This is a genomic window from Prevotella sp. E9-3 (assembly GCF_022024015.1).
Taxonomy (GTDB): domain Bacteria; phylum Bacteroidota; class Bacteroidia; order Bacteroidales; family Bacteroidaceae; genus Prevotella.
In genome coordinates this window covers 3,042,143-3,066,857 of the sequence record NZ_CP091786.1, presented here as the reverse complement: position 1 = coordinate 3,066,857, position 24,715 = coordinate 3,042,143, and the positions used below count along the sequence as shown (strand labels likewise).

At 46.4% G+C, this 24,715-nt stretch carries 17 protein-coding genes and 5 tRNA genes; 20 read left to right on the top strand and 2 right to left on the bottom strand.

Annotation, left to right across the window (positions count from 1 at the left end):
* Window positions 1-577 precede the first annotated feature (577 nt).
* On the bottom strand, window positions 578-2,707 hold the full coding sequence (locus L6475_RS11995; RefSeq protein ID WP_237820350.1) for a GH92 family glycosyl hydrolase: 2,130 nt from the start codon (window positions 2,705-2,707) through the stop codon (window positions 578-580).
* Between the two features lie 171 nt (window positions 2,708-2,878).
* Here L6475_RS11995 and L6475_RS11990 point away from each other — a divergent pair, with 171 nt between their 5' ends.
* The 18 genes from L6475_RS11990 (at window position 2,879) to rpoC (ending at window position 18,850) form a co-directional block, all read left to right on the top strand.
* Complete coding sequence (locus L6475_RS11990) at window positions 2,879-3,967, top strand: metallophosphoesterase (RefSeq protein WP_237820348.1); 1,089 nt, start codon at window positions 2,879-2,881, stop codon at window positions 3,965-3,967.
* 171 nt (window positions 3,968-4,138) lie between these two features.
* Window positions 4,139-4,330 (top strand): 30S ribosomal protein S21, encoded by a 192-nt coding sequence (gene rpsU, locus L6475_RS11985; protein WP_092067229.1) that lies wholly within the window; start codon window positions 4,139-4,141, stop codon window positions 4,328-4,330.
* A 72-nt stretch (window positions 4,331-4,402) separates the two neighbouring features.
* Window positions 4,403-5,296, top strand: a complete 894-nt coding sequence (locus L6475_RS11980) for a tyrosine-type recombinase/integrase (RefSeq protein ID WP_237820346.1) — start codon at window positions 4,403-4,405, stop codon at window positions 5,294-5,296.
* A 25-nt stretch (window positions 5,297-5,321) separates the two neighbouring features.
* Window positions 5,322-5,624, top strand: coding sequence for a ribosome hibernation-promoting factor, HPF/YfiA family (gene hpf / locus L6475_RS11975; RefSeq protein ID WP_237820344.1), 303 nt, complete (start codon window positions 5,322-5,324; stop codon window positions 5,622-5,624).
* 101 nt (window positions 5,625-5,725) lie between these two features.
* A tRNA-Thr gene (locus L6475_RS11970) sits at window positions 5,726-5,799 on the top strand.
* Window positions 5,800-5,860: 61 nt separating this feature from the next.
* Window positions 5,861-5,943, top strand: a tRNA-Tyr gene (locus L6475_RS11965).
* 22 nt (window positions 5,944-5,965) lie between these two features.
* Window positions 5,966-6,038: transfer RNA gene (locus L6475_RS11960), tRNA-Gly, on the top strand.
* A gap of 10 nt (window positions 6,039-6,048) precedes the next feature.
* A tRNA-Thr gene (locus L6475_RS11955) sits at window positions 6,049-6,120 on the top strand.
* Between the two features lie 61 nt (window positions 6,121-6,181).
* Window positions 6,182-7,366 carry an elongation factor Tu gene (tuf, locus tag L6475_RS11950; RefSeq protein ID WP_237820342.1) on the top strand — a complete coding sequence of 395 codons (1,185 nt, stop codon included), beginning with the start codon at window positions 6,182-6,184 and terminating at the stop codon, window positions 7,364-7,366.
* An 89-nt stretch (window positions 7,367-7,455) separates the two neighbouring features.
* Window positions 7,456-7,528: transfer RNA gene (locus tag L6475_RS11945), tRNA-Trp, on the top strand.
* Window positions 7,529-7,545: 17 nt separating this feature from the next.
* Complete coding sequence (gene secE, locus L6475_RS11940) at window positions 7,546-7,740, top strand: preprotein translocase subunit SecE (RefSeq protein ID WP_237820340.1); 195 nt, start codon at window positions 7,546-7,548, stop codon at window positions 7,738-7,740.
* 22 nt (window positions 7,741-7,762) lie between these two features.
* The gene (nusG, locus tag L6475_RS11935; RefSeq protein ID WP_237820338.1) at window positions 7,763-8,308 is read left to right on the top strand and encodes a transcription termination/antitermination protein NusG; all 546 of its coding nucleotides are present in this window, start codon (window positions 7,763-7,765) and stop codon (window positions 8,306-8,308) included.
* 95 nt (window positions 8,309-8,403) lie between these two features.
* Window positions 8,404-8,844 carry a 50S ribosomal protein L11 gene (gene rplK, locus L6475_RS11930; protein ID WP_237820336.1) on the top strand — a complete coding sequence of 147 codons (441 nt, stop codon included), beginning with the start codon at window positions 8,404-8,406 and terminating at the stop codon, window positions 8,842-8,844.
* A gap of 24 nt (window positions 8,845-8,868) precedes the next feature.
* The gene (gene rplA / locus L6475_RS11925; RefSeq protein WP_237820334.1) at window positions 8,869-9,561 is read left to right on the top strand and encodes a 50S ribosomal protein L1; all 693 of its coding nucleotides are present in this window, start codon (window positions 8,869-8,871) and stop codon (window positions 9,559-9,561) included.
* A 20-nt stretch (window positions 9,562-9,581) separates the two neighbouring features.
* Complete coding sequence (gene rplJ / locus L6475_RS11920) at window positions 9,582-10,097, top strand: 50S ribosomal protein L10 (RefSeq protein ID WP_237820332.1); 516 nt, start codon at window positions 9,582-9,584, stop codon at window positions 10,095-10,097.
* 50 nt (window positions 10,098-10,147) lie between these two features.
* Complete coding sequence (rplL, locus tag L6475_RS11915; protein WP_237820330.1) at window positions 10,148-10,528, top strand: 50S ribosomal protein L7/L12; 381 nt, start codon at window positions 10,148-10,150, stop codon at window positions 10,526-10,528.
* Between the two features lie 144 nt (window positions 10,529-10,672).
* Window positions 10,673-14,485 carry a DNA-directed RNA polymerase subunit beta gene (gene rpoB, locus L6475_RS11910; RefSeq protein ID WP_237820328.1) on the top strand — a complete coding sequence of 1,271 codons (3,813 nt, stop codon included), beginning with the start codon at window positions 10,673-10,675 and terminating at the stop codon, window positions 14,483-14,485.
* A gap of 36 nt (window positions 14,486-14,521) precedes the next feature.
* Complete coding sequence (gene rpoC, locus L6475_RS11905) at window positions 14,522-18,850, top strand: DNA-directed RNA polymerase subunit beta' (protein WP_237820326.1); 4,329 nt, start codon at window positions 14,522-14,524, stop codon at window positions 18,848-18,850.
* A 185-nt stretch (window positions 18,851-19,035) separates the two neighbouring features.
* Here rpoC and L6475_RS11900 read toward each other — a convergent pair whose 3' ends face one another.
* Complete coding sequence (locus L6475_RS11900) at window positions 19,036-20,784, bottom strand: Na/Pi cotransporter family protein (RefSeq protein WP_237820324.1); 1,749 nt, start codon at window positions 20,782-20,784, stop codon at window positions 19,036-19,038.
* A gap of 149 nt (window positions 20,785-20,933) precedes the next feature.
* Between L6475_RS11900 and L6475_RS11895 the strand changes: the two genes are divergently transcribed.
* The gene (locus L6475_RS11895) at window positions 20,934-22,595 is read left to right on the top strand and encodes a nucleoside kinase (RefSeq protein WP_237820322.1); all 1,662 of its coding nucleotides are present in this window, start codon (window positions 20,934-20,936) and stop codon (window positions 22,593-22,595) included.
* 23 nt (window positions 22,596-22,618) lie between these two features.
* The gene (locus tag L6475_RS11890; protein ID WP_237820320.1) at window positions 22,619-24,334 is read left to right on the top strand and encodes a hypothetical protein; all 1,716 of its coding nucleotides are present in this window, start codon (window positions 22,619-22,621) and stop codon (window positions 24,332-24,334) included.
* Window positions 24,335-24,715 lie beyond the last annotated feature (381 nt).

The window sequence follows — 24,715 nt, the reverse complement described above, 5'->3', positions numbered from 1 at the left end:
AGTTAGATAAGTAATAATGCTGCAAATGTACGAATAAAAGTTGAAAGCCCCAAATCTATTTTCAAAATCTATCTTTTCTTGCATATCTATTCACTTCTGCCTTCGGAAATTTGTGCAACAAAAAATCGCAATCTAGAACGGAGAGACAACGAAAAATGGTCAAAGTTTCAATAAAACGTCCATTTTATCGCAACTGAGTAAATCTTATACCGTAATCCTTTGAGTTTTATACCGAAACTAAATGGCAATTGTGTCATAACTGAATGGTGGTTGCAGTATAGTTTTTATTCAGTTATGGTATAACTACCGTTCAATTGCAACCTGTTTTCGGGAGCTTTTTACGGTGAAAAGGCGCTTTTTTTGATGTGAGATTTGTAAGTGTTTAAAATACAGTGGGTTGCGAATTACTCGCAACCCACTCATAATTCGCGCAGAGAAGTCCGAAGTAGGAGTTGGTGAATTCCGTGCGATTCTCACGCGCTTTGACGTAATAAATATTCACTCTCGGAGCGTATATATATACTTTTTGGTCTATACACATCCCTCCCTCACAGGACGGGGAGAGTCATCCTTTTTCCTATGGACGGTCATCAGCAGCCGTTCCCCACTTAGACGGACGGGCGCCCATCTGGAACTCGATGGTGGCACCTTTGCTGAGTGTGGCAAAGTCGATATAGGTCTTTGTGTACTTCTTACCGTTGAGACGCACTCCCTGAACATAGATGTTCTTGTCGCTCAGGTTGCGGGCGGTGATGCGAACGGTCTTGCCCTGACCTACGCTGACCTCGGCCTTGGGGAAGAGAGGTGTGCCAAGAATGAAACGGCCACCACTGGGTTCTACCTGATACAGACCGAGAGACGACAGAATATACCAGGCTGACATCTGACCAACATCTTCATTGCCGCAGAGACCGTCGGGAGCAGCATGGTAGAGCTGACGCATGACATAGCGCAGCTTGGGTGCTGCCTTCCAAGGCTGACCGGCATAGTTGTAAAGGTAGATGATGTGGTGGCTGGGTTCATTGCCGTGGGCATACTGGCCAATGAAACCACTGATGTCGGGGGATGCCTCTGGACCCATGTCACCCTCGGTGACAAAAAACTCATCGAGCTTTTTCAGAAATGACTGCTCGCCACCAAACAGGGAGATGAGGCCATGAACATCGTGAGGAACAAGCCATGTATATTGCCAGGCATTGCCTTCGGTATAGTCATCGGCACGATGAATCACTTTGATGGGGTCAAACTCTGAGCGGAAATTGCCGTCACTGCCCAAGGCACGCATGAACTGAAGTTCACGATCGAAATATTTCTCGTACGAACGACTGCGATTGAAGAAATAGGTGTAATCCTCCTCATGCCCCAGTTGCTTGGCTACTTGTGCCAGACCGTCTTCATCGAGACAGTACTCCAAGGCTTTGGCAACAGTTTCGTTGGAAGGCTCTTTGTCATAAGGGATATAGCCATACTGCTTGAGCAAACCCAGCGAACGGACATTCTGCAACTGTGATACCTTCATGGCACGGAAAGCCTGTTCGGGATCGCGCACAAAACCTTTGAGTACAAGGTCGGCCAATACAGGAACAGCCGAAGAGCCTACCATGCAGTCGGTCTCGGAACCCCAGAGGTGCCAGATGGGCAGACGGCCCTGCTGTTCGAAAATCTTGATAAAGGTTTCGGCATAATCGGCCTGAAGCTCAGGATAGATCAGCGTCATGAGAGGATGGAAGGCACGGTAGGTGTCCCAAAGGGATAGGGTGGTGTAGTTGGTGAAATCGCCATCATATACACGACCGTCGCTACCGCGATATTGGAGGTCAACATCGCAGAATTCTGAGGGGGCAACCATCAGATGATACATAGAGGTGTAGAAGATCTTGCGATCCTGAGCATTGCTGGTCTCGATTCTCACTCGTGCCAGTTCACGCTCCCAGGCTTTGTCGGCATCCTCACATACTTTGTCAAAGTCCCAACCGGGCAGTTCGGCTTCCATGTTCTGTCGGGCTTTCTCGCTGCTCACAGGAGAAAGAGCCACTTTGACGAGTACGGGATTGCTGGTGTCGAGCAGGTCAACGAGACCTTCGCCAGGCTGTGGTTCCCAAAGACGTACGGGCGTGTTGAAAGTGGCAGAGAAATACACTTCCTGGCGTGGAGCCCAGCCGCGCGACTTGCGATAGCCCTCGATGGTGCAGTCGTCCACCTGTCGCAGATCGGCCGCCAGGAGTATATCGCCCACACCTTCGTTCAGGTCAATGCGCAACTGGCCGTGGTTCTGACGGAATGAATAGCGATGCATGCCAACACGCTTGGTGGCAGTAAGCTCAATAGCCACATCGCGGGTGTCGAGGAGATAATAGCCTGGGCGTACAGCCTCTTGATCGTGTGTGAAACGAATCTCACGCTGTTGGGCATTGCTGACAGGGAGAAAAGCGATGTCGCCCAAATCACCGCAGCCGGTACCGTTGAGGTGGAGGTGGGAGAAACCGACAATGATGGAATCGCTATAGTGATAGCCGGAGGTCCAGTCCCATCCGCGTGATTTCTCGATAGGGCCAAGCTGGACCATGCCAAAAGGAACGTTGGCTCCGACAAATACATGGCCGTGGCCGCCAGAGCCTATCAGCGGATCGACAAAAGAGGTGAGTTGTTGTGCCCCTGCTGACAGTACGGTCAGCATAGTGAGGACAAGAAAATAGAGTTTTTTCATTATTACTACTGGGTTTAGGTTTTTTGTTGGGACAAAGGTACTATAAATAATCGAACTGCACAAATTTCTGTTAAACTGTCATTTGACAATTGTCCAAATGCTGCGCTTTTTGATGTTTTCTGGTATTTTCTGAAAATTAATGCTTACTTTTGCACCCAAAAATTTAGAACTATGTGGATGATTATCTTTATGTTACTGCCCGTGTTGGGCATTTGCTATATAGGTTGGCATGTGTGGAATATCGTACCACTGTCAGCACTTTGGCGTACAATAATTATTGGGGCACTCGTGGCTTCGTTTCTGATGTTGTTTTTGAATATCGGCCGATATATCGACCGACTGCCAATGTGGATGGCACGATGGAGCTATGATGTCGGATCGTCGTCGCTGTTCGTCTTGCTCTATCTGGCCCTGATATTCATTGTGCTCGACTTAGGCAGACTTGTTCATCTGGTGCCTCGACAGTGGATGTATCAGAATTATTATGCCACTTCAGCGATTGCCATCGGACTGTTCTTCGTATTCCTCTTTGGCAATATCAAGTATTATCAGAAAGTGAGAGTGCCTCTGGCACTGACTACCTCGAAGCCGTTGGCTAAGCCGCTGAAACTGGTGATGGCCAGTGATTTGCATCTCGGATACCATAATCCGAGAAAGGAACTGAAACGGTGGGTGGATATGATCAATGAAGAGCACCCTGACTTGGTGCTGATAGCCGGCGACGTGATAGACATGAGTATTCGCCCGCTGATGGAAGAGAATATGGCTGAAGAACTGAGGCGCATAGAGGCTCCTGTATATGCCTGTCTGGGTAATCATGAATATTATAGCAGCGAACCGGCCGCACAGCGATTCATCAAAGAGGCTGGCATCAACCTGTTGCGCGACAGTGCTGTCGTTGTGGGCGATTTGTGCATCATAGGGCGTGACGACCGCACCAACCAGCACCGTGCTGAGGTGAGTCAATTGGTTCAGAAAGCAGATATGAGCCGCTTTACCATCTTACTCGATCATCAGCCCTATCATCTCGAAATGGCTGAACAGGCGGGAATCGATTTCCAGTTCAGCGGACATACCCACTACGGACAGGTTTGGCCCATTTCGTGGATAACGAATGCAGTGTATGAATGTGCCTTCGGAGAATATCAAAAAGGAAATACACGCTATTATGTCAGCTCAGGACTCGGAATCTGGGGCGGTAAATATCGTATCGGAACACGCTCAGAGTATGTAGTTGTTACATTGGACAAAGAAAAATAAGAGAGCTTATCAACCGTTGTAGGTCGATTTTTGTTCGTTTTAGTGCAAAAATCGGCTAAAAGCTTGGTTATTTGGTAAATAAGTTGTAATTTTGCACCCGCATTTCGCGTGCGCTTGCGCAGGCGTGTGCTATTTTAATGTCTAACAATTTATATTTTAAAATCAAAAAACATGATTATTGTACCTGTAAAAGAAGGCGAAAACATTGAGAAGGCCCTCAAGAAGTTCAAGAGAAAGTTCGAAAAGACTGGTGTCGTTAAAGAGCTGCGTCGTCGTCAGCAGTTTGACAAGCCCTCTGTTCTGAAGCGCCTGAAGATGGAACACGCCGTCTACGTACAGAAACTTCGTGCTACCGAAGAGTAAAAAATTCTGACGAAAATTTGGTGGTTTCATAAAATTTCCGTAAATTCGTTGCCGAAAAGGATGAAGCACTAGATGATTGAACGGTTCCTGGATTATCTGCGCTACGAGCGGAATAGAAGTCCGCTAACGGTAGAAAGGTACGAACGGAGTCTTCGGGACTTTCAGACGTACTTCCAGAATAGGGATGGTTCGCTGACATGGGCTTCAATCGATGCAGATCTCATCAGAGGATGGATGGAAACATTGATGGATAAGGGCAATAAAGCAACGTCTGTAAATGCAGATCTGGCTGCCCTTCATTCTTTCTTCCGTTTCGCTGTGTCAAGAAAACTTCTGGAACGCGATCCTGCTTATGCTATAGTGGGGCCAAAGAAGCAAAAACCGCTTCCGCAATTCTTGAAGGAAAAAGACATGGACAAACTCCTCGACCAGCAAGAGTGGAGTGATAGCTATAAAGATGTACGTGCGCGTACAATTATATTATTATTATACGAAGCTGGGTTGAGACGGAGCGAACTGGTAGGGCTTGACGATAAGGATGTCGATTTCGATAGTTGTCAGCTGAAGGTTACCGGAAAACGCAACAAGCAGCGATATATCCCTTTCGGACAGGAACTCTGCGAAGCACTGAAACATTATGTGGAAGTGCGAAATGAGCAAGTGAAGCGAAATTCAACTGCATTGTTCCTGAATATGCGTGGCAACAGGATGACTGGTGGTCAAGTCTATTCCGAGGTGAGAACACAACTCTCGAAGGTTACCTTCATGAAGAAACGTTCGCCTCACGTATTAAGACATACTTTTGCCACAGCAATGCTCAATCACGATGCCGGACTGGAAAATGTTAGGCAGTTGTTGGGACATGAGAGTCTGCAAACTACAGAAATCTATACTCACACAACGTTTGAGCAGTTAAAACGAGTTTACAAAGATGCTCACCCGCGGGGGAGCGAAGAACCTTTATAGTTTAACTATTAAAACAGCAAAGACTATGGAAATTAAGATTCAGTCGATCCATTTCGACGCTACCGAAAAGTTAGAGGCGTTTATTGAGAAAAAAGTCGCCAAATTAGAAAAAACTTACGAAGATATACAGAAAGTAGAGGTGCAATTGAAAGTTGTTAAACCCGCTACAGCAGAGAATAAGGAGACGAGTCTGACTGTGATTATACCAGGCAACTCACCTGTTCATGTAGAAAAGGTTAGTGACACATTTGAAGAGGGGGTTGACCTCTGTGTGGATGCTTTGAGGGTGCAACTGCAGAAAATTAAGGAAAAATCGAGAAATTACTAAAAAAAACTCGGAAAAGTTTTGGTAATTCGAAAATAAGTCGTAACTTTGCAGCCGTTTTCCAACAGGTCGTAAATCTGAAACGAGAGCGGCTGCTTAAGAAAGCCTCTTTAGCTCAGTTGGCCAGAGCACGTGATTTGTAATCTCGGGGTCGTTGGTTCGAATCCGACAAGAGGCTCAAGATAAGGTGATCGTCAATTGAGTGAGGTTCACGACAGAGTTGGGACGCAAAACATAGAGGGAGGTTTCCAGAGCGGCCAAATGGGGCAGACTGTAAATCTGTTGTCTTTCGACTTCGGTGGTTCGAATCCATCACCTCCCACTCTCACAGAGAAGTTGTTTTTGCGGAAATAGCTCAGTTGATAGAGCACTAGCCTTCCAAGCTGGGGGTCGCGGGTTTGAGCCCCGTTTTCCGCTCTATAACAATGCTGTAATAGCTCAGTGGTAGAGCACTTCCTTGGTAAGGAAGAGGTCCTGAGTTCAACTCTCAGTTACAGCTCTTTGAGACGATAGGAGGAGCAAAAACATAAGTATACTCATAAATTTAATAATTTACAACAATGGCAAAAGAAACCTTTGTGCGTACCAAACCGCACGTAAACATTGGTACTATCGGTCACGTTGACCACGGTAAGACCACTCTGACCGCTGCTATTACTACCGTTCTGGCTAAGCAGGGTCTTTCTGAAGTTAAGTCGTTCGACCAGATCGACAATGCTCCTGAGGAAAAGGAGCGTGGTATCACTATTAACACCGCTCACGTAGAGTACGAGACTGCAAAACGTCACTACGCTCACGTTGACTGCCCAGGACACGCTGACTATGTAAAGAACATGGTAACTGGTGCTGCTCAGATGGACGGTGCTATCCTGGTTGTAGCTGCTACTGATGGTCCTATGCCTCAGACTCGTGAGCACGTTCTGCTCGCTCGTCAGGTAAACGTTCCTCGTTTGGTAGTATTCCTGAACAAGTGCGATATGGTTGATGATGAGGAAATGCTGGAGCTCGTTGAGATGGAGGTTCGTGAGATCCTCGAGCAGTACGAGTTCGAAGAGGATACTCCTATCATCCGTGGTTCTGCACTCGGTGCTCTGAATGGTGTTGCTAAGTGGGAAGAGAAGGTTATGGAACTGATGAACACTTGTGATACTTGGATTCAGGAGCCTCCTCGTGCTACCGACAAACCTTTCTTGATGCCTGTTGAGGACGTATTCTCAATCACTGGTCGTGGTACTGTTGCTACCGGCCGTATCGAGACTGGTGTTATCCACGTTGGTGACGCTGTTGAGCTGCTCGGTCTGGGTGAGGATAAGAACTCAGTTGTAACTGGTGTTGAGATGTTCCGCAAGCTCCTCGATGAGGGTCAGGCTGGTGATAACGTAGGTCTGCTGCTCCGCGGTATCGATAAGAACGAGATCAAGCGTGGTATGGTACTCTGCCATCCCGGACAGATCAAGCCTTTCAAGAAGTTCAAGGCTTCTATCTACGTTCTGAAGAAGGAAGAGGGTGGTCGTCACACTCCATTCGGAAACAAGTATCGTCCTCAGTTCTACCTCCGCACTATGGACTGCACCGGTGAGATTCACCTGCCCGAGGGCGTTGAGATGGTAATGCCTGGTGACAACGTTGAGATCACTGTTGAGCTGATCTACGCTGTTGCTCTGAACAAGGGTCTGCGTTTCGCTATCCGTGAGGGTGGTCGTACCGTAGGTTCAGGCCAGATCACAGAGGTATTCGAGGATTAATCTGAGACGGAATCTAGTCTAACTAGTTAAACTAGTAGTACTAGCACCTCATAAACATCAAGCCCCCGCTCATGGGTGGGGGCTTACTTACGGGAATAGCTCAGTTGGTAGAGCATCGGTCTCCAAAACCGAGGGTCGTGGGTTCGAGTCCTCCTTCCCGTGCAATAATAGAATTAGAGATGAATAAGTTTGTTAACTATTGCAAGTTGTGCTACAACGAGCTGGCACACGAGGTAACATGGCCTACGCAGAAAGAGTTGATGCAGAGCGCTTCAGTGGTGCTTGTTGCATCTCTTGTTATTGCTGTAGTAGTATGGATTCTAGATACCATTTTCCAGCACTTGATGCTGTTCATATATAGTTTTGGAGCTTAATACTGTAAGCTGAGAAATAGAAATGGCAGAGACAGGAAAGAAATGGTATGTGCTTAAAGCCGTAAGTGGCAAAGAAGCTAAGGTTAAAGAGTATCTGGAGGCTTTGATGAGAAACAATCAGATGCTGGCTGATCATGTTGGCCAGATTCTGCTGCCTACAGAGAAGTATGCACAATTACGTAACGGTAAGCGTGTGGTGAAAGAGAAGCTCTTCTTGCCTGGCTATGTTTTGGTTGAAGCACAACTTGATGGTGAAGTGGCTCATACATTGAGATTCATCCCTAATGTTCTTGGATTCCTTGGAGGTATGGACAATCCAAGTCCCGTTAGACAAGCCGATATTAATCGTATCCTTGGTACTGCTGAGGAAACTGCAATCAGAACTGAGGAAGTGAATGTTCCTTATGAGGTTGATGAGGCAGTGAAGGTTACAGATGGACCTTTCAGCGGATTCAGTGGTGTCATTGAAGAGGTGAATGCTGAAAAGCGTAAGCTGAAGGTGATGGTTAAGATTTTCGGTCGTAAGACTCCATTGGAATTAGGATTTAATCAAGTAGAGAAAGAATAAGACGTAATTGTTACGTACGTCGTTCTAGTATACGGTCACAGGTGGCTTCCACGCCTTGGCTTATATGAAATCAATTTTTTAATTTACAAACAGAAATGGCTAAAGAAGTTGCTGGATTAATCAAATTACAGATTAAAGGTGGCGCTGCGAATCCCTCGCCTCCCGTAGGACCTGCTCTGGGTTCAAAGGGTATTAATATCATGGGATTCTGCAAAGAGTTCAACGCCAGAACCCAGGATAAGGCAGGTAAGGTTCTTCCTGTCGTTATCACATACTACACTGACAAGTCATTCAGTTTCGTTATTAAGACTCCTCCTGCAGCTGTTCAGCTGTTGGAAGCAGCTAAGGTAAAGAGCGGCTCTGCTGAGCCTAACCGTAAGAAGGTAGCTACTATAACTTGGGATCAGGTTCGTGCTATCGCTGAGGATAAACTTCCTGATTTGAACTGCTTCACTGTTGAGTCTGCAATGAAAGTGATTGCTGGTACAGCTCGTAGCATGGGTATCACTGTACAAGGGGAGTTCCCTGGTAAATAACAATAACTTCAATTTTAAAAGACAATGAGTAAACTGACAAAAAATCAAAAGTTGGTCGCTGATAAGGTTGAAGCAGGGAAAGCCTACACATTGAAGGAAGCAGCTAGTCTCGTGAAAGAAATCACTACGACTAAGTTTGAAGCTTCAGTTGATGTTGATGTTCGCTTGGGCGTAGATCCTCGTAAGGCCAACCAGATGGTTCGCGGCGTTGTTTCGCTGCCTAACGGAACTGGTAAGGTTACACGTGTGCTCGCTCTCTGTACTCCTGATCAGGAGGCTGCCGCTAAGGAAGCTGGTGCTGACTATGTTGGTCTCGATGAGTATATCGAAAAGATCAAAGGCGGTTGGACCGATGTTGATGTTATCATTACTATGCCCTCATGCATGGGTAAGCTGGGTCCCTTGGGTCGTGTACTCGGTCCTCGTGGCTTGATGCCTAACCCAAAGAGCGGTACAGTTACAATGGATGTGGCTAAGGCTGTGAAGGAAGTGAAGCAGGGTAAGATCGATTTCAAGGTCGATAAGACTGGTATTGTTCATACCTCAATCGGTAAGATTTCTTTTACTGCTGATCAGATCTTCGAGAATGCTAAAGAGTTTATCTCTACTATCATTAAGCTGAAGCCCGCTGCTGCAAAAGGTACATATATCAAGAGTATCTTTATATCAAGCACAATGAGTAAGGGTATCAAGATAGATCCTAAATCAGTTGAATAACTCGTTAAAAGATTAGACAAATGAAAAAGGAATTAAAAGATACTATCATTGTAGAACTTGGTGAGAAACTGAAGAAGTATCCCCATTTCTACCTCGTTGACCTTACTGGACTGGATGCAGAGAAGACTAGCGACTTGCGTCGTAAGTGCTTTAAGAACGATATCAAACTGGTGGTTGTTAAAAACACCCTGCTCCACAAAGCTTTCGAAGCTTCGGAGATTGATTTCGAACCTCTGTATGACTGCTTGAAGGGTAATACTGCTGTGATGTTCGCTGAGACAGCAAACGTACCTGCTAAACTCCTGAAGGAGTATAAAAAAGAAGGTATTCCCGCTCTTAAGGGCGCCTATGCTGAAGAAAGTATCTTCGTTGGTGCTGATAAGCTCGAAGAACTCGTTGCTATCAAGAGCAAGAACGAACTTATCGCCGATGTTGTGGCTCTGCTGCAGTCGCCGATCAAGAACGTTGTTTCTGGACTCAATGCCGGTGGCAAGATTCATGGTATCCTCGACGCAATCGCTGAGCGTAACAAATAAGCGAAGACTTTATCACATTAACATTAAAAACAATTAAAAATTTAAATAAAATGGCAGATATTAAAGCTATTGCAGAAGAGTTGGTAAACCTTACTGTAAAAGAAGTTAACGAGTTGGCAACAGTCCTGAAGGACGAGTATGGAATTGAGCCTGCTGCTGCAGCCGTTGCTGTAGCTGCTGGTCCCGCTGCTGGTGGCGCTGCCCCCGCTGCTGAAGAGAAGACATCTTTCGATGTAATCCTGAAGGCTGCTGGCGCTAACAAGCTGCAGGTTGTTAAGGCCGTTAAGGAAGCTTGTGGCCTTGGTCTGAAGGAAGCTAAGGATCTCGTTGACGGTGCTCCCGCTACCGTTAAGGAAGGTCTGGCTAAGGAAGAGGCTGAGAACCTTAAGAAGGCTATCGAGGCCGCTGGTGCCGAGGTTGAGCTGAAGTAATTCAGAAAACAACAATAATTTTGGTTAGGGACTCTCCAGTCGAGGGTTCCTAACCTTTTCTTGTCTTTTCTAGTCAAAAACTAGTATATCTAGTATGACTAGTATCACTGGTTTCACTAGGAAACAATAACTACAATATTTTTTATGGCTTCAAAAGTAATAGACAACAGAGTAAATTTTGGCAGCGTCAAGAATCCGATGCCGTTACCGGATTTCCTGGATGTGCAATTAAAGTCTTTTAAGGACTTTCTGCAGTTGGACACTCCGCCTGAAGAACGCAAGAACGACGGTTTGTATAAGGTGTTCGCAGAGAACTTCCCTATCACCGATACTCGTAACAGCTTTGTTCTTGAGTTCTTGGATTACTATATTGACCCGCCTCGCTACACGATTGACGAATGTCTGGAGCGTGGTCTTACCTATAGCGTGCCCTTGAAGGCTAAGCTGAAACTGTATTGCACCGATCCTGACCATGTGGATTTCCCCACAGTGATTCAGGACGTGTTCCTGGGACCGATTCCTTATATGACGGCTAATGGCACTTTTGTTATTAATGGTGCTGAGCGCGTTGTCGTTTCTCAGTTGCATCGTTCACCCGGTGTTTTCTTTGGTCAGAATGTACATGCTAATGGTACACTCTTATATTCAGCCCGTATTATTCCATTTAAGGGCTCATGGATTGAGTTTGCTACCGATATCAATAATGTGATGTATGCTTACATCGACCGTAAGAAGAAGTTGCCTGTTACTACCCTGTTGCGTGCTATCGGTTTCGAAACTGATAAGGATATTCTGAAAATTTTCGATCTTGCAGAGGAAGTGAAGGTTAATAAGGCCGCTCTGAAGAAGGTGCTCGGATGTCGTCTGGCTGCCCGCGTACTGAAGAGTTGGAATGAGGATTTCGTTGATGAGGATACTGGTGAAGTAGTTTCTATTGAGCGTAACGAGGTTATTATGGACCGTGAGACTGAAATCACTGAAGAGAATATGATGGATATTCTTGAGAGTGGTGCTCAGACAATTCTTGTTCATAAGGATGAGAGTGTTGCTCAGGACTATAGCATTATCTTCAATACATTGGCTAAGGACCCCAGTAACTCTGAGAAGGAGGCTGTGCTCTACATCTATCGTCAGTTGCGTAATGCTGATCCTGCCGATGATGCCAGTGCTCGTGAGGTTATCCAGAACTTGTTCTTCTCTGACAAACGCTATGATCTGGGTGATGTAGGCCGTTACAGAATTAACAAGAAGTTGGGACTCAACACCGATATGGATGTTCGCGTTCTGACTAAAGAAGATATTATTGAGATTATTAAGTATCTCATTCAGCTGATTAACTCTAAGGCTACCGTTGACGATATCGACCACTTGTCAAACCGTCGCGTACGTACTGTAGGTGAGCAGCTGAGCAATCAGTTCTCGATTGGTCTGGCTCGTATGAACCGCACCATTCGTGAGCGCATGAACGTTCGTGACAATGAGGTGTTCACTCCAACCGATCTGATTAACGCTAAGACTATCTCAAGCGTGATCAATTCGTTCTTCGGTACTAATCCTCTGTCACAGTTCATGGATCAGACCAACCCCTTGGCTGAGGTTACGCACAAGCGTCGTCTCTCTGCTCTAGGTCCTGGCGGTCTGTCACGTGAGCGTGCCGGTTTTGAGGTACGTGACGTACACTATACACACTATGGTCGTCTCTGCCCAATTGAGAGCCCTGAAGGTCCTAACATTGGTCTGATTTCTTCACTGTGTGTATATGCTAAGATTAATGAGCTCGGCTTTATACAGACTCCTTATCGTAAGGTGGAGAATGGTATTGCCAACCTGAATGACGATGGTATCGTTTATCTGACTGCAGAGGAAGAATCTGAACATATCATTGGTCAGGGTAATGCTCCGCTGAATGATGATGGCACCTTCATCCGTCCTGTAGTAAAATGTCGTCAGGATGCCGACTTCCCCGTTGTGCCTCCAACAGATGTTGACCTGATGGATGTGTCACCTCAGCAGATTGCTTCTATCGCTGCTTCGCTGATTCCTTTCTTGGAGCATGATGATGCTCACCGTGCTCTGATGGGATCTAACATGATGCGTCAGGCTGTACCTCTGCTTCATAATGAGGCTCCTATCGTAGGTACTGGTATTGAGAAGCAGGTATGTGAGGACTCACGTACTATGGTTACTGCCGAGGGCGATGGCGTTATTGAATATGTTGATGCTACAACCATTCGTATTCTCTACGATCGTACTGAGGATGAAGAGTTCGTAAGCTTTGAACCTGCATTGAAGGAATACCGTATTGCTAAGTTCCGTCGTACCAACCAGAATATGACTATCGACCTGCGTCCTATCTGTAATAAGGGACAGCGTGTGAAGAAGGGTGATATTCTGACTGAGGGCTATGCTACCGAAAATGGTGAGTTGGCACTGGGCCGTAACCTGTTGGTGGCTTATATGCCTTGGAAGGGTTACAACTATGAGGATGCTATCGTATTGAACGAGCGTATCGTTCGTGAGGACGTGCTCACTTCAGTTCATGTTGACGAGTATTCTCTTGATGTACGTGAAACCAAGCGTGGCGTAGAAGAGTTCACTGCTGATATTCCTAACGTAAGTGAGGAAGCTACCAAGGATCTGGACGAGAATGGTATCATCCGTGTTGGTGCTCGTGTTGAGCCAGGTGATATCCTGATTGGTAAGATTTCACCTAAGGGTGAGAGCGATCCTTCACCAGAAGAGAAACTGCTTCGTGCTATCTTCGGTGACAAGGCCGGTGATGTGAAGGATTCTTCATTGAAGGCAAATCCTTCTCTGTCTGGTGTTATCATCGACAAGAAGCTCTTCGCCCGTGCTATCAAGACACGTCAGACCAAGATGCAGGATAAGCAGATCCTTGCTAAGATCGATGAGGAATATGAGGCAAAGGTTGAGGACTTGAAGGATATTCTGATTGATAAGCTGATGACCCTGACCAAGGGTAAGACTTCACAGGGCGTGAAGGACTATACTGGTGCAGAGATTATCTCTAAGGGCTCTAAGTTCACTGTTACTGCTCTGAAGAACCTGGAATATGGTGATATCCAGACCAACAAGTGGACGAATGATGATCACAAGAACGAACTCATCGCTCAGCTCATCATCAACTATATGAAGAAGTACAAGCTGCTTGATGCCGAGATGAAGCGTAAGAAGTTTGCCATTACTATTGGTGACGAACTGCCTTCAGGTATTCTGCAGATGGCCAAGGTTTATGTGGCTAAGAAACGTAAGATTGGTGTAGGTGATAAACTCGCTGGTCGTCACGGTAACAAGGGTATCGTTTCAAAGGTGGTACGTCAGGAGGATATGCCATTCCTTGAGGATGGTCGTCCTGTTGACTTGGTACTGAACCCACTGGGTGTGCCTTCTCGTATGAACCTTGGACAGATCTTTGAGGCTATCCTTGGTGCAGCAGGTAAGAAGCTCGGCGTTAAGTTTGCTACTCCTATCTTTGATGGTGCTAAACTTGAGGACCTTGCTGAATGGACTGACAAGGCCGGTCTGCCTCACCTCTGTTCTACTCACCTCTATGATGGTGAAACCGGTGAACGTTTCGACCAGCCCGCTACTGTAGGTATCACCTACTTCTTGAAACTCGGTCACATGGTTGAAGACAAGATGCACGCCCGTTCTATCGGTCCGTACTCACTCATCACTCAGCAGCCTCTTGGCGGTAAAGCCCAGTTCGGTGGTCAGCGTTTTGGTGAGATGGAGGTTTGGGCTCTTGAGGCATTCGGTGCAAGCCATGTGCTGCAGGAGGTTCTGACCATTAAGTCTGACGATACCGTTGGTCGTTCTAAGGCTTACGAAGCAATCGTTAAGGGTGATCCTATGCCAACTCCTGGTATTCCTGAGTCGCTGAACGTGCTGCTCCACGAATTGCGTGGTCTCGGCTTGAGCGTGAAGCTCGACTAAAGGTAATTGAAAATTGATAATTGAAAAAAGAAAATTATGGCTTTCAAGAAAGATATAAAGACAAAGAGTAATTTTACCAAAATTACCATTGGACTTGCTTCGCCTGAGGAAATCCTTGAAAACTCATTTGGCGAGGTGACCAAGCCTGAGACCATCAACTACCGCACCTATAAGCCAGAGCGCGATGGTTTGTTCTGCGAGCGTATCTTTGGTCCTACTAAGGATTATGAGTGCGCCTGCGGTAAGTACAAGCGTATCCGTTATAAAGGTATTGTGTGCGACCGTTGCGGTGTTGAGGTAACTGAGAAGAAAGTACGTCGTGAGCGTAGTGGTCACATTGAATTGGTGGTGCCTGTAGCTCATATCTGGTACTTCCGTAGTCTGCCCAACAAGATCGGTTATCTGCTTGGCCTTCCTACCAAGAAACTCGATGCCATCATCTATTATGAGCGCTACGTGGTTATCCAGCCAGGTGCCTTAGAGGGTCGTAAAGATGCTGAAGGCAATCCTGTTCTTGGTTCACAGAAATTTGACTTGTTGTCAGAAGAGGAATATAATGATATCTTAGACAACCAATTGTCTGAAGACAACTACTTGCTTGATGATAGCGATCCCAACAAGTTCGTTGCTAAGATGGGTGCAGAGGCTGTGTATGAACTGCTGCAGCAGATTGACCTCGATTCACTCTCTTATGAACTGCGCGATCGTGCCAATACTGATTCATCACAGCAGCGTAAGAATGAGGCTTTGAAGCGCTTACAGGTGGTAGAGGCTTTCCGTTCAAGTGTTGAGAAAGGTATCAACCGTCCCGAGTGGATGATCATGAAGATTATCCCTGTGACACCTCCCGAACTCCGTCCTCTCGTTCCACTGGATGGTGGTCGCTTTGCAACTTCTGACCTGAACGACCTCTATCGTCGCGTTATCATTCGTAACAATCGACTGAAGCGTCTGATGGAAATTAAGGCTCCTGAAGTGATTCTCCGTAACGAGAAGCGTATGTTGCAGGAAGCTGTTGACTCACTCTTCGACAACAGCCGTAAGTCTTCAGCTGTGAAGAGCGATTCTAACCGTCCTTTGAAGTCACTCTCTGACTCACTGAAAGGTAAGCAGGGACGTTTCCGTCAGAACTTGCTCGGTAAGCGTGTTGACTATTCAGCTCGTTCAGTAATCGTTGTAGGTCCTGAATTGAAGATGGGTGAGTGCGGTCTGCCCAAACTGATGGCTGCAGAGCTCTATAAGCCATTCATCATCCGTAAGCTCATTGAGCGCGGTATTGTGAAGACTGTGAAGAGCGCTAAGAAGATCGTTGACCGTCGTGAGCCCGTTATCTGGGATATCCTGGAGAATGTGATGAAGGGTCATCCTGTACTGCTCAACCGTGCACCAACACTGCACCGTCTGGGTATTCAGGCTTTCCAGCCTAAGCTGATTGAGGGTAAGGCTATTCAGTTGCACCCATTGGCTTGTACCGCATTCAACGCTGACTTCGACGGTGACCAGATGGCTGTTCACCTTCCCTTGTCAAACGAGGCTATCCTCGAGGCTCAGTTGCTCATGCTCCAGAGCCACAATATTCTGAACCCTGCTAATGGTGCTCCTATCACCGTTCCTTCTCAGGATATGGTGCTCGGTCTGTACTATATCACAAAGATTCGTCCAGGCGCTAAGGGTGAAGGTCTTTCATTCTATGGTCCTGAAGAGGCTATCATTGCCCACAACGAAGGCAAGTGCGATCTGCACGCTCAGGTGAAGGTAATCGTTGACGACGTTGTTGAAGGCAAGAAGATTCGTCATCAGGTAGAGACCTCTGTTGGACGTGTAATTGTCAATGGCATTGTTCCTAAGGAAGTAGGCTATGTAAATAAAGTTATTTCTAAGAAGTCTCTGCGCGATATCATTGCTGATGTTATCAAGAACGTTGGTTTCGCCGAGGCTTGTGAATTCCTTGATGGTATTAAGAACTTGGGTTATCGTATGGCTTACCTCGCTGGTCTGTCATTTAACCTTGATGATATCATCATTCCAAAGGAGAAGGCCGACCTTATTGCCAAGGGTAATGAAGAGGTTCAGCAGATTACTGATAACTATAACATGGGCTTCATTACCGATAACGAGCGTTACAACCAGGTTATCGATACTTGGACTCACGTGAACAATGATATCGGTAACATCCTGATGAAGCAGATGACCGAGGCCGACCAGGGCTTCAACGCTGTATTCATGATGCTTGACTCAGGTGCTCGTGGTAGTAAGGATCAGATTAAGCAGTTGTCTGGTATCCGTGGTCTGATGGCTAAGCCTCAGAAGGCCGGTGCCGAAGGTCACCAGATTATTGAGAACCCAATTCTTTCTAACTTTAAGGAGGGTATGTCCGTGCTGGAGTACTTTATCTCTACTCACGGTGCTCGTAAGGGTCTGGCTGATACCGCTATGAAGACTGCTGATGCTGGTTATCTGACTCGTCGTCTTGTTGACGTTTCTCACGATGTGATTATCAACGAAGAGGACTGCGGTACACTGCGCGGACTTGTCTGCACTGCGTTGAAGAGTGGTGATGAGGTTATTTCTTCACTGGCTGAGCGTATCCTCGGTCGTGTGAGTGTTCACGATGTTGTTAATCCTAAGACCGGCGACGTTATTGTTCCTGCTGGTGAGGAAATCACTGAAGCACTTGCAGAAGAGATTGAGAAGGCCGAAATCGAGAGCGTTGAGATTCGCTCAGTGCTCACCTGTGAGTCGAAGAAGGGTGTTTGCCGTAAGTGCTATGGCCGTAACCTTGCAACCCGTCGTATGGTGCAGAAGGGTGAGGCAGTTGGTGTGATTGCTGCTCAGGCTATTGGTGAGCCTGGTACTCAGCTTACACTTCGTACGTTCCACGCCGGTGGTGTGGCTGCCAACGCAGCTGCCAATGCTTCTATCGTTTCTAAGTACGAGTCTGCTCGTCTGGAATTCGAAGAGGTACGTACCGTTCCGTTCGATGAGGATGGCCGTATGTGCGAGATGGTAGTGAGCCGTCTGGGTGAACTTCGTTTTGTTGATCCCAATACTAAGATTGTTCTCTCTACAGTGAACGTTCCTTATGGTTCTTCACTCTATTATAAGACTGGCGACGTGGTCAGCAAGGGCGAGAAGGTTGCCCAGTGGGACCCCTTCAATGCCGTTATCGTGACCGAGTATGCAGGTACACTGAAGTTCAATGATGTTATCGAAGGCATCACCTTCCGTGCTGAGACCGACGAAACGACCGGCTTGACTGAAAAGATTGTTACCGAGTCTAAGGATAAGACCAAGGTACCTACCTGTAATATCATTGATGCCAATGGCGAGGTACTTGGTACCTATAACTTCCCTGTGGGTGGTCACGTTGTTGTTGAGGATGGTCAGACCGTGAAGACCGGTGAGACCCTCGTTAAGATTCCTCGTGCTGCTGCCAAGGGTGGTGATATTACCGCCGGTCTGCCTCGTGTAACTGAGCTGTTTGAGGCTCGTAACCCATCTAACCCTGCTGTTGTATCAGAAATCGACGGTGAGGTAACTATGGGTAAGGTAAAGCGTGGTAACCGTGAGATTATCGTTACTTCAAAGACTGGCGAACAGCGCAAGTACCTTGTATCTCTGTCTAAGCAGATTCTGGTTCAGGAACACGATGCTGTACGTGCTGGCACTCCTCTTTCTGACGGCGCTATCACCCCGAGCGACATTCTTGCCATCAAGGGTCCCACCGCTGTACAGGAGTATATTGTAAACGAGGTACAGGATGTGTATCGTTTGCAGGGTATTAAGATTAACGATAAGCACTTTGAGATTATCGTTCGTCAGATGATGCGTAAGGTACAGATCAATGATCCAGGTGATACATCATTCCTCGAGCAGGAGATTGTTGACAAGCTCGACTTCTCTGAGGAGAACGATCGTATCTGGGGTAAGAAGGTGGTTACCGATGCCGGTGATTCTGAGACCCTGAAAGCTGGTCAGATTGTTACTGCTCGCCGTTTGCGCGATGAGAACTCTTCACTGAAGCGCCGCGACCTTCGTCTTGTTCAGGTACGTGATGCCGTTCCCGCCACTTCTACCCAGATTCTGCAGGGTATCACCCGTGCAGCTCTGCAGACGAAGTCGTTCATGTCGGCTGCATCGTTCCAGGAGACCACCAAGGTGCTCAACGAGGCCGCTATCCGCGGCAAGGTTGATACCCTCGAAGGTATGAAGGAGAACGTAATTTGCGGTCACCTGATTCCTGCCGGTACTGGTCTTCGCGAGTTCGAAAAACTGATTGTTGGTTCTAAGGAAGAATACGAGCGCATGCAAGCTAACCGCAAGAACGTTCTCGACTTCGTTGAAGAGCCCACACTCGATGAGTAATCAAACGATTCAATAACTCAATAAAAAAGCTGTCTGCAAATTCTGCAGACAGCTTTTTTTGTTAGCTTTTATTGATGTGCTACGAGCTTGTCAGTTTTTATAGTTGAGCTTATTAGTTTTTATGGATATGCTACGCGCTGGTCAGCGCATTCTTGAAAGGCTTTAGAATAACCTGTTGCGCCGTTTTATGCTTCGCGCTGGCGAGTACCCATACGAGCTTCTACAACGTTCACTACATAGTCGCCAAGTTTCTCACACTCGTTGATCAGGTCAATGTAGATAGTACCCTCGGCATAGGTGTATTCGTGGTTGTTTACATCGATGATGTTCTGAGCCTTCAGCTGGTTACGGTAGTTGTTGATCTCGTTTTCAATGTTGAACGTGCGGTTCACGTTGAAAGCTTCCTTGCGACCGCCCATCAGCTGGTTCATCTGTGTAAGAGCCTGGTCTGTCAGTCCCATCATCTGGTGCAGGTGCTCATACTGTTTCTCGATGAAGTGATCCTGCTTGGCAGAGAACTTACGGTTGATGGTGCGAGCCATGTTGTAGCATGAGTCACCAATAGATTCCAACTCGCTCACCTCACGCAGCATGGCACGAATCTTTGCTTTCGTATCGTCAGACAGATGGGCGTCACTCACACTCTCCAGATAACGGGCAATCTCCAGCTCCATATTGTCTGAGATGCTCTCATATTTCTCAATGCGAGTAAACAGCTTGTTGAACGTCTGCTCGTTGTTCTTGTTCTTATTCTGCTGGCTTGACGACAGGTCAAGCAATTCCTTTACCATTCCGAACATGCGCTGCATACGCTCTGAGAATGAAGAAATCTCCTTCTGTGCCTCAAGCACCGAAAGCTCTGGAGTCTTCATGAAACCGGCAGTGATGAAATGCAGACGGAAATCTTCTTCCTCATCGAAACGCTTGGACTTGATAACCCAGCAAACGAATTTCTCAATCTGTGGGATAAACCAAATCAGAATCATCGTGTTGGCCACATTGAAAGAAGTGTGGAAGGCAGCCAGTACAAAGCTCAGTTTTGCCGAGTTGGCCAGGAAAGCCCCTGTGCCGGCTATCTCTTTGGTCATATCTACATCATAGCCTACCCATCCGCATACCATGTCGATGAAAGGACGGAAAATGAACAGAATCCAAATCACGCCAAACACGTTGAAGAACATGTGGGCCAGTGCGGCACGGCGTGCTTGCGTGTTGGCCGACATGGCTGCCAGGTTCGAAGTAACGGTAGTACCAATATTCTCACCCATCACCAATGCAATACCTTGATAGATAGGCAGCGCACCGCTCGAACAAAGAATCATCGTAATGGCCATAACGGCTGCCGATGACTGTACGCAGAACGTCAGGATGCCGCCCAACAGCAGGAATATAATAGTGGTGACAAACGATGTGGGATCGAACGATGCAAAGAAGTCCAGCAATGCCTGATTCTCTCCTAAGTGCATCTCTGTTCCTGTGGCACGCAGCGTGCCTAAGCCTAATAGCAGGAACGACAAACCGAACAGGAAGTCGCCTATGTAGCGATAGCGCTTTTGGTAGATAAGGATGATGCCGAGGAAGAAAGCCGGATAGACCGCCGATGTGATGTCGAACGACATACCTGCCGACATAATCCAAGCTGTGAGCGTAGTACCAATGTTAGCACCCATGATGACCGAAATGGCCTGTGCCAGTGTCAACAAGCCTGCATTCACGAACGAAACGGTCATCACTGTCGTTGCTGTTGAAGACTGTACCGAAGCTGTCACCAGCATACCAGTCAGCATACCCGTAAAGCGGTTGGTAGTCATAGCTCCCAAGACGTGTCGCAATTGCGGACCCGCCATCTTCTGCAAGGCCTCACTCATGGACTTCATACCAAACATGAGAAGTGCCAGTGAACCCAGAAGCTTGAAAATAATCAGAATAGACATATGTATAGTAGTATATTGTTTGCTAATTAACGGCACAAAAATACAAAAAAAAATCGATAATGTAGTTTTCACTACGCTTTTTTTATTATCTTTGCAGAAACTTGTTGTACAAACCTATTTCAACGAATTATCTCGTTATAAAAAAGCTTATGGAACAAACAGTAAAAATTCTATGTATCAATAACAATACCGAATACGAATTACCTTTGGGCAGCAATCTTGAAGAACTCTACGCCATGACCGGTCTGAGCCTTCCTCACGGTCCTGTCAGTGCCCATGTCAATAATAAGGTAGAGGGAATGCACTACCGCATCTATAAGGCTAAGTCGGTAGAATTCCTTGATATCACTTCACCTTCCGGCATTCGTGCCTACACCCGCACCCTGTTTTTTGTGCTTTGCAAGGCTGTTCACGATTTGTATGATAAATGCAAGGTGAGCATTGATATTCCCGTGAGCAATGGCTATTATGTTGATCTCGATATCGGTCATCCCGTGAGTCTTGAGGATGCCGGAAAAATTCGCAAGCGCATGCAGGAAATCATCGACCAGGCCATTCCCATTCACCGTCATGAAACCACCACCGAGGAGGCCATCCGCATGTTTACCTTCCTTCATACTTTCTCGAAGGTGAAACTGCTGAAGAGCTCCGGATCACTCTATACCACCTTCTACGACATTGATGAGTATTACGACTATTATTACGGCTCGTTGCTCACCAACACTTCCCAGCTTTATCTTTTCGGTCTTGAGAAGTACTATGACGGTTTGCTGCTCCGTCTTCCCTCACGCGATAATCCAGAAGAACTGGGCGAGATAGTGATGCAGGACAAGATGTTCGGTATTTTCAAGGAGCACCATTCATGGCAGAATATCATGGGCATGCGTACCATTGGCGATTTGAATGAAGCCATTACTGATGGTAAGACCAATCTGCTGATTCAGGTGAGCGAAGCCCTACAGGAAAAGAAAATATCGAAGATTGCCGAAGAGATAGCCCATCGCCGCGGCATCCGTATGGTACTCATTGCCGGTCCTTCGTCAAGTGGTAAGACCACTACTTGTAAGCGCCTTTCCGTTCAGCTTATCACCAATGGCATCAAGCCGGTGCCCATCTCGCTCGACGACTATTTTCTGGATCGCGACCAGACACCGCGCGATGAAACGGGTGACTACGACTTTGAGAGCATCTATGCACTGAATATCCCGTTGCTGAACGAGCAGCTGGCCGCCCTCTTCCGTGGGGAGGAGGTCGAACTTCCCCGCTACAATTTCCAGGAGGGCAGAAGTGAATGGAGCGGCAAAAAACTTCGTTTGAGTCCTGAAGAAGTCCTTGTCGTTGAAGGTATTCATGCCTTGAACCCGGAACTCACGGCTCAGATTCCCGACGAGTTGAAATTCCGCGTCTATGCATCGGCCCTGACCACCCTTCTGTTGGACAACCACAACTATATCCCCACTACCGACAACCGTTTGTTGCGTCGCATCATCCGCGACCATAAGTATCGTGGTGTTGATGCTCGCGAAACTATCCGTCGCTGGCCTTCTGTTCGCAAGGGCGAGAATAAGTGGATATTCCCTTTCCAGGAAAATGCCGATGTGATGTTCAATTCGGCCATGCTCTTTGAATTGGCCGTTATCAAGAGTCAGGCCGAACCTCTGTTAGAGCAAGTGCCCGAGAACTGCCCTGAGTATGCCGAGGCCTATCGTCTTCGCAAATTCCTCCGCTATATCAAACCTATTCCAGAAGCACAAATTCCGCCCACCTCGCTGTTGCGTGAGTTCCTTGGCGGTTCATCGTTCGAGTATTAATAGTCATATTATAAGTATAAGTAATGAAAAACTGTAAGTTTTTATTTCTGTTTGCAGTTTTAGCTGTTAGTGGTTGTGGTGATGACGATAACGACATTACCAAAGAAAATGGTGGCTCAGGCGATTCCAATTTTACGCCTTCCGAACTTATTGTGAAAGGTCAGGTAGAGAAAGGTCCTTTCATAAGCGGCTCTACTATCAACATGCAGCCAATGAACGATCAGTTGAAGGCCATAGGCAGTACCTATTCTACCACGATTACCGATGATGCCGGCTCGTTCACTTTCTCGCCCGAGAAGTTCGAACAGCCCTACGCCCGTCTCAGTGTGAATGGCTATTTCTATAATGAGTATAAGGGTAAACTTTCCAATGGACAGATTACGCTGCAGAGTGTTGTTGACCTTCAGGATAAGGCTACGGTGAACGTCAATCTGCTCACCCATCTGAAGTATCAGCGCATCATGAACCTCGTTGAGGAAGGAAAAAGTTTCAAGGAAGCGAATGCTCAGGCGCAAGAAGAGTTGTTCAGGGATTTCGGATTGCAGAAGTTCAACACAACGGATGCATCACAATTCTCCGTGGCAGCCGGTACCGACGAGGCTGCTGCGCTCATTGTCTTCTCCTCACTTCTTTTGGGCAATCGCAGCGAGGCTGAGTTTACGGAGTATCTGGCAAAGCTATGTGCCGATTTCGCTGATGATGGCCAGTTTATTGAAGCAAACAAGGCCCAGTTCAGTAAAGACCTTGAAAATTTGGTTGACAAACTTGACAATATTAGCAAACATCTTGTTGAGCGCTATAAGCAGCTGGGACGTGACATCACAGTTAAAGATCTGATTAACTATGGCGATTGGGATGGTAATGGAGTGGTTGGCGATGAAGCCCACGATCCTTCAAAACCACTTAATCTCAGTACAGACCATATAGAGGCACCTGCAGAAGGCGGTACCTATCAGATAACCTTCACCAGTGACGTTCAGCTCTATCTGACACCGAGAAAAGAAGAAACGAATTCGACTGAAAGCGAAAGATGTTTGACTTATGTTGGTTCTGTTTCATTAGAAAAAGAACTGAAAGACAATCAAACGCTCATTGTCACCATTAAGCCTACGGAATCTAGAAGCGTATGGCCGACCACGGTCTGTCTCTATGACTTTATGGATAATGTTGTTGCAAAAATTAGTATTTCCCAAGCGGCTTACCCCAATGGTAGGTTCCTTACTGGTATAGGAAGTCAGTTCTTTGAGAATGTTGCAAATGGATTTATCCGGAATTATTACGATAGTGTTGTTGATGAAGTTACAAGAATTTTCAGAGAGAGGTATCTGAATGGCAGAGATGTGATCGATTACCACCTGGACGATGTGCTAAATGTCTATCTGGCATTGGCTTTGATAAAGGCCGATCGTGATTATTATTTTGACTACAATAATGGACGTGAGGTTAGTCTTTCAGAGTTGGAGCCTGAACTCAAGAAAGCTATCGCCAACCTGGGCGAACATCGTGTAGGCAATTGTCAATCTGCTGAACAAATGGCATTGCTTTCAGCCGATATTGCCCGCTTTGTCTTGGCCAAGATCTATGATAAGGAGCATAGATTAACTGAGAGAAATGAACTTCTCCAAGCAATTGTCAATAACGGTTTTTATGATGAATACAATTCTGTTATCTTTGCTTTATATGGCAAAGAGCTGATTAATTATTATATGGTGAGCAATATGCTGAATTCTTCCAATTAGAATTTTGGCCATTATTTTTTGAATTTTGGCCAGAATTTCAGAAATTCTGGCCAAAATTTATTTTACCCCTCATTGCATTGCTTTTTGAAAAGCGAACTATTGCTAAGTAACAGAATAACTCTTCTGCTTCAATAGTTCATCGGTAGAAATAAATTACTAAAGTTTCCCACTTGCATATAAATCGTACTTAAGGCCTTAAAACACAAGGAAAAAAGAAGGAATGTCCAAAAGTTTTTGTATCTTTGTAGTGCAAATAAATCATTGATACATAAACAATTAAACATTCCTTATATGTTTGCAAAATTAAACAAAATCGGTGAGTTGACCAAGATATTGAGTGTTAAAAGTGAGACTAGTGACGCAATAATGCACTTCATGAGG

Coding starts and splice junctions, on each gene's coding strand:
- L6475_RS11900 (WP_237820324.1), bottom strand. CDS start 20,784: ATGTCTATTCTGATTATTTTCAAGCTTCTGGGTTCACTGGCACTTCTC.
- L6475_RS11995 (WP_237820350.1), bottom strand. CDS start 2,707: ATGAAAAAACTCTATTTTCTTGTCCTCACTATGCTGACCGTACTGTCA.
- L6475_RS11890 (WP_237820320.1), top strand. CDS start 22,619: ATGAAAAACTGTAAGTTTTTATTTCTGTTTGCAGTTTTAGCTGTTAGT.
- nusG (WP_237820338.1), top strand. CDS start 7,763: ATGGCAGAGACAGGAAAGAAATGGTATGTGCTTAAAGCCGTAAGTGGC.
- rplA (WP_237820334.1), top strand. CDS start 8,869: ATGAGTAAACTGACAAAAAATCAAAAGTTGGTCGCTGATAAGGTTGAA.
- tuf (WP_237820342.1), top strand. CDS start 6,182: ATGGCAAAAGAAACCTTTGTGCGTACCAAACCGCACGTAAACATTGGT.
- L6475_RS11990 (WP_237820348.1), top strand. CDS start 2,879: ATGTGGATGATTATCTTTATGTTACTGCCCGTGTTGGGCATTTGCTAT.
- L6475_RS11895 (WP_237820322.1), top strand. CDS start 20,934: ATGGAACAAACAGTAAAAATTCTATGTATCAATAACAATACCGAATAC.
- rpoC (WP_237820326.1), top strand. CDS start 14,522: ATGGCTTTCAAGAAAGATATAAAGACAAAGAGTAATTTTACCAAAATT.
- secE (WP_237820340.1), top strand. CDS start 7,546: ATGAATAAGTTTGTTAACTATTGCAAGTTGTGCTACAACGAGCTGGCA.
- L6475_RS11980 (WP_237820346.1), top strand. CDS start 4,403: ATGATTGAACGGTTCCTGGATTATCTGCGCTACGAGCGGAATAGAAGT.
- rplJ (WP_237820332.1), top strand. CDS start 9,582: ATGAAAAAGGAATTAAAAGATACTATCATTGTAGAACTTGGTGAGAAA.
- rpoB (WP_237820328.1), top strand. CDS start 10,673: ATGGCTTCAAAAGTAATAGACAACAGAGTAAATTTTGGCAGCGTCAAG.
- hpf (WP_237820344.1), top strand. CDS start 5,322: ATGGAAATTAAGATTCAGTCGATCCATTTCGACGCTACCGAAAAGTTA.
- rpsU (WP_092067229.1), top strand. CDS start 4,139: ATGATTATTGTACCTGTAAAAGAAGGCGAAAACATTGAGAAGGCCCTC.
- rplL (WP_237820330.1), top strand. CDS start 10,148: ATGGCAGATATTAAAGCTATTGCAGAAGAGTTGGTAAACCTTACTGTA.
- rplK (WP_237820336.1), top strand. CDS start 8,404: ATGGCTAAAGAAGTTGCTGGATTAATCAAATTACAGATTAAAGGTGGC.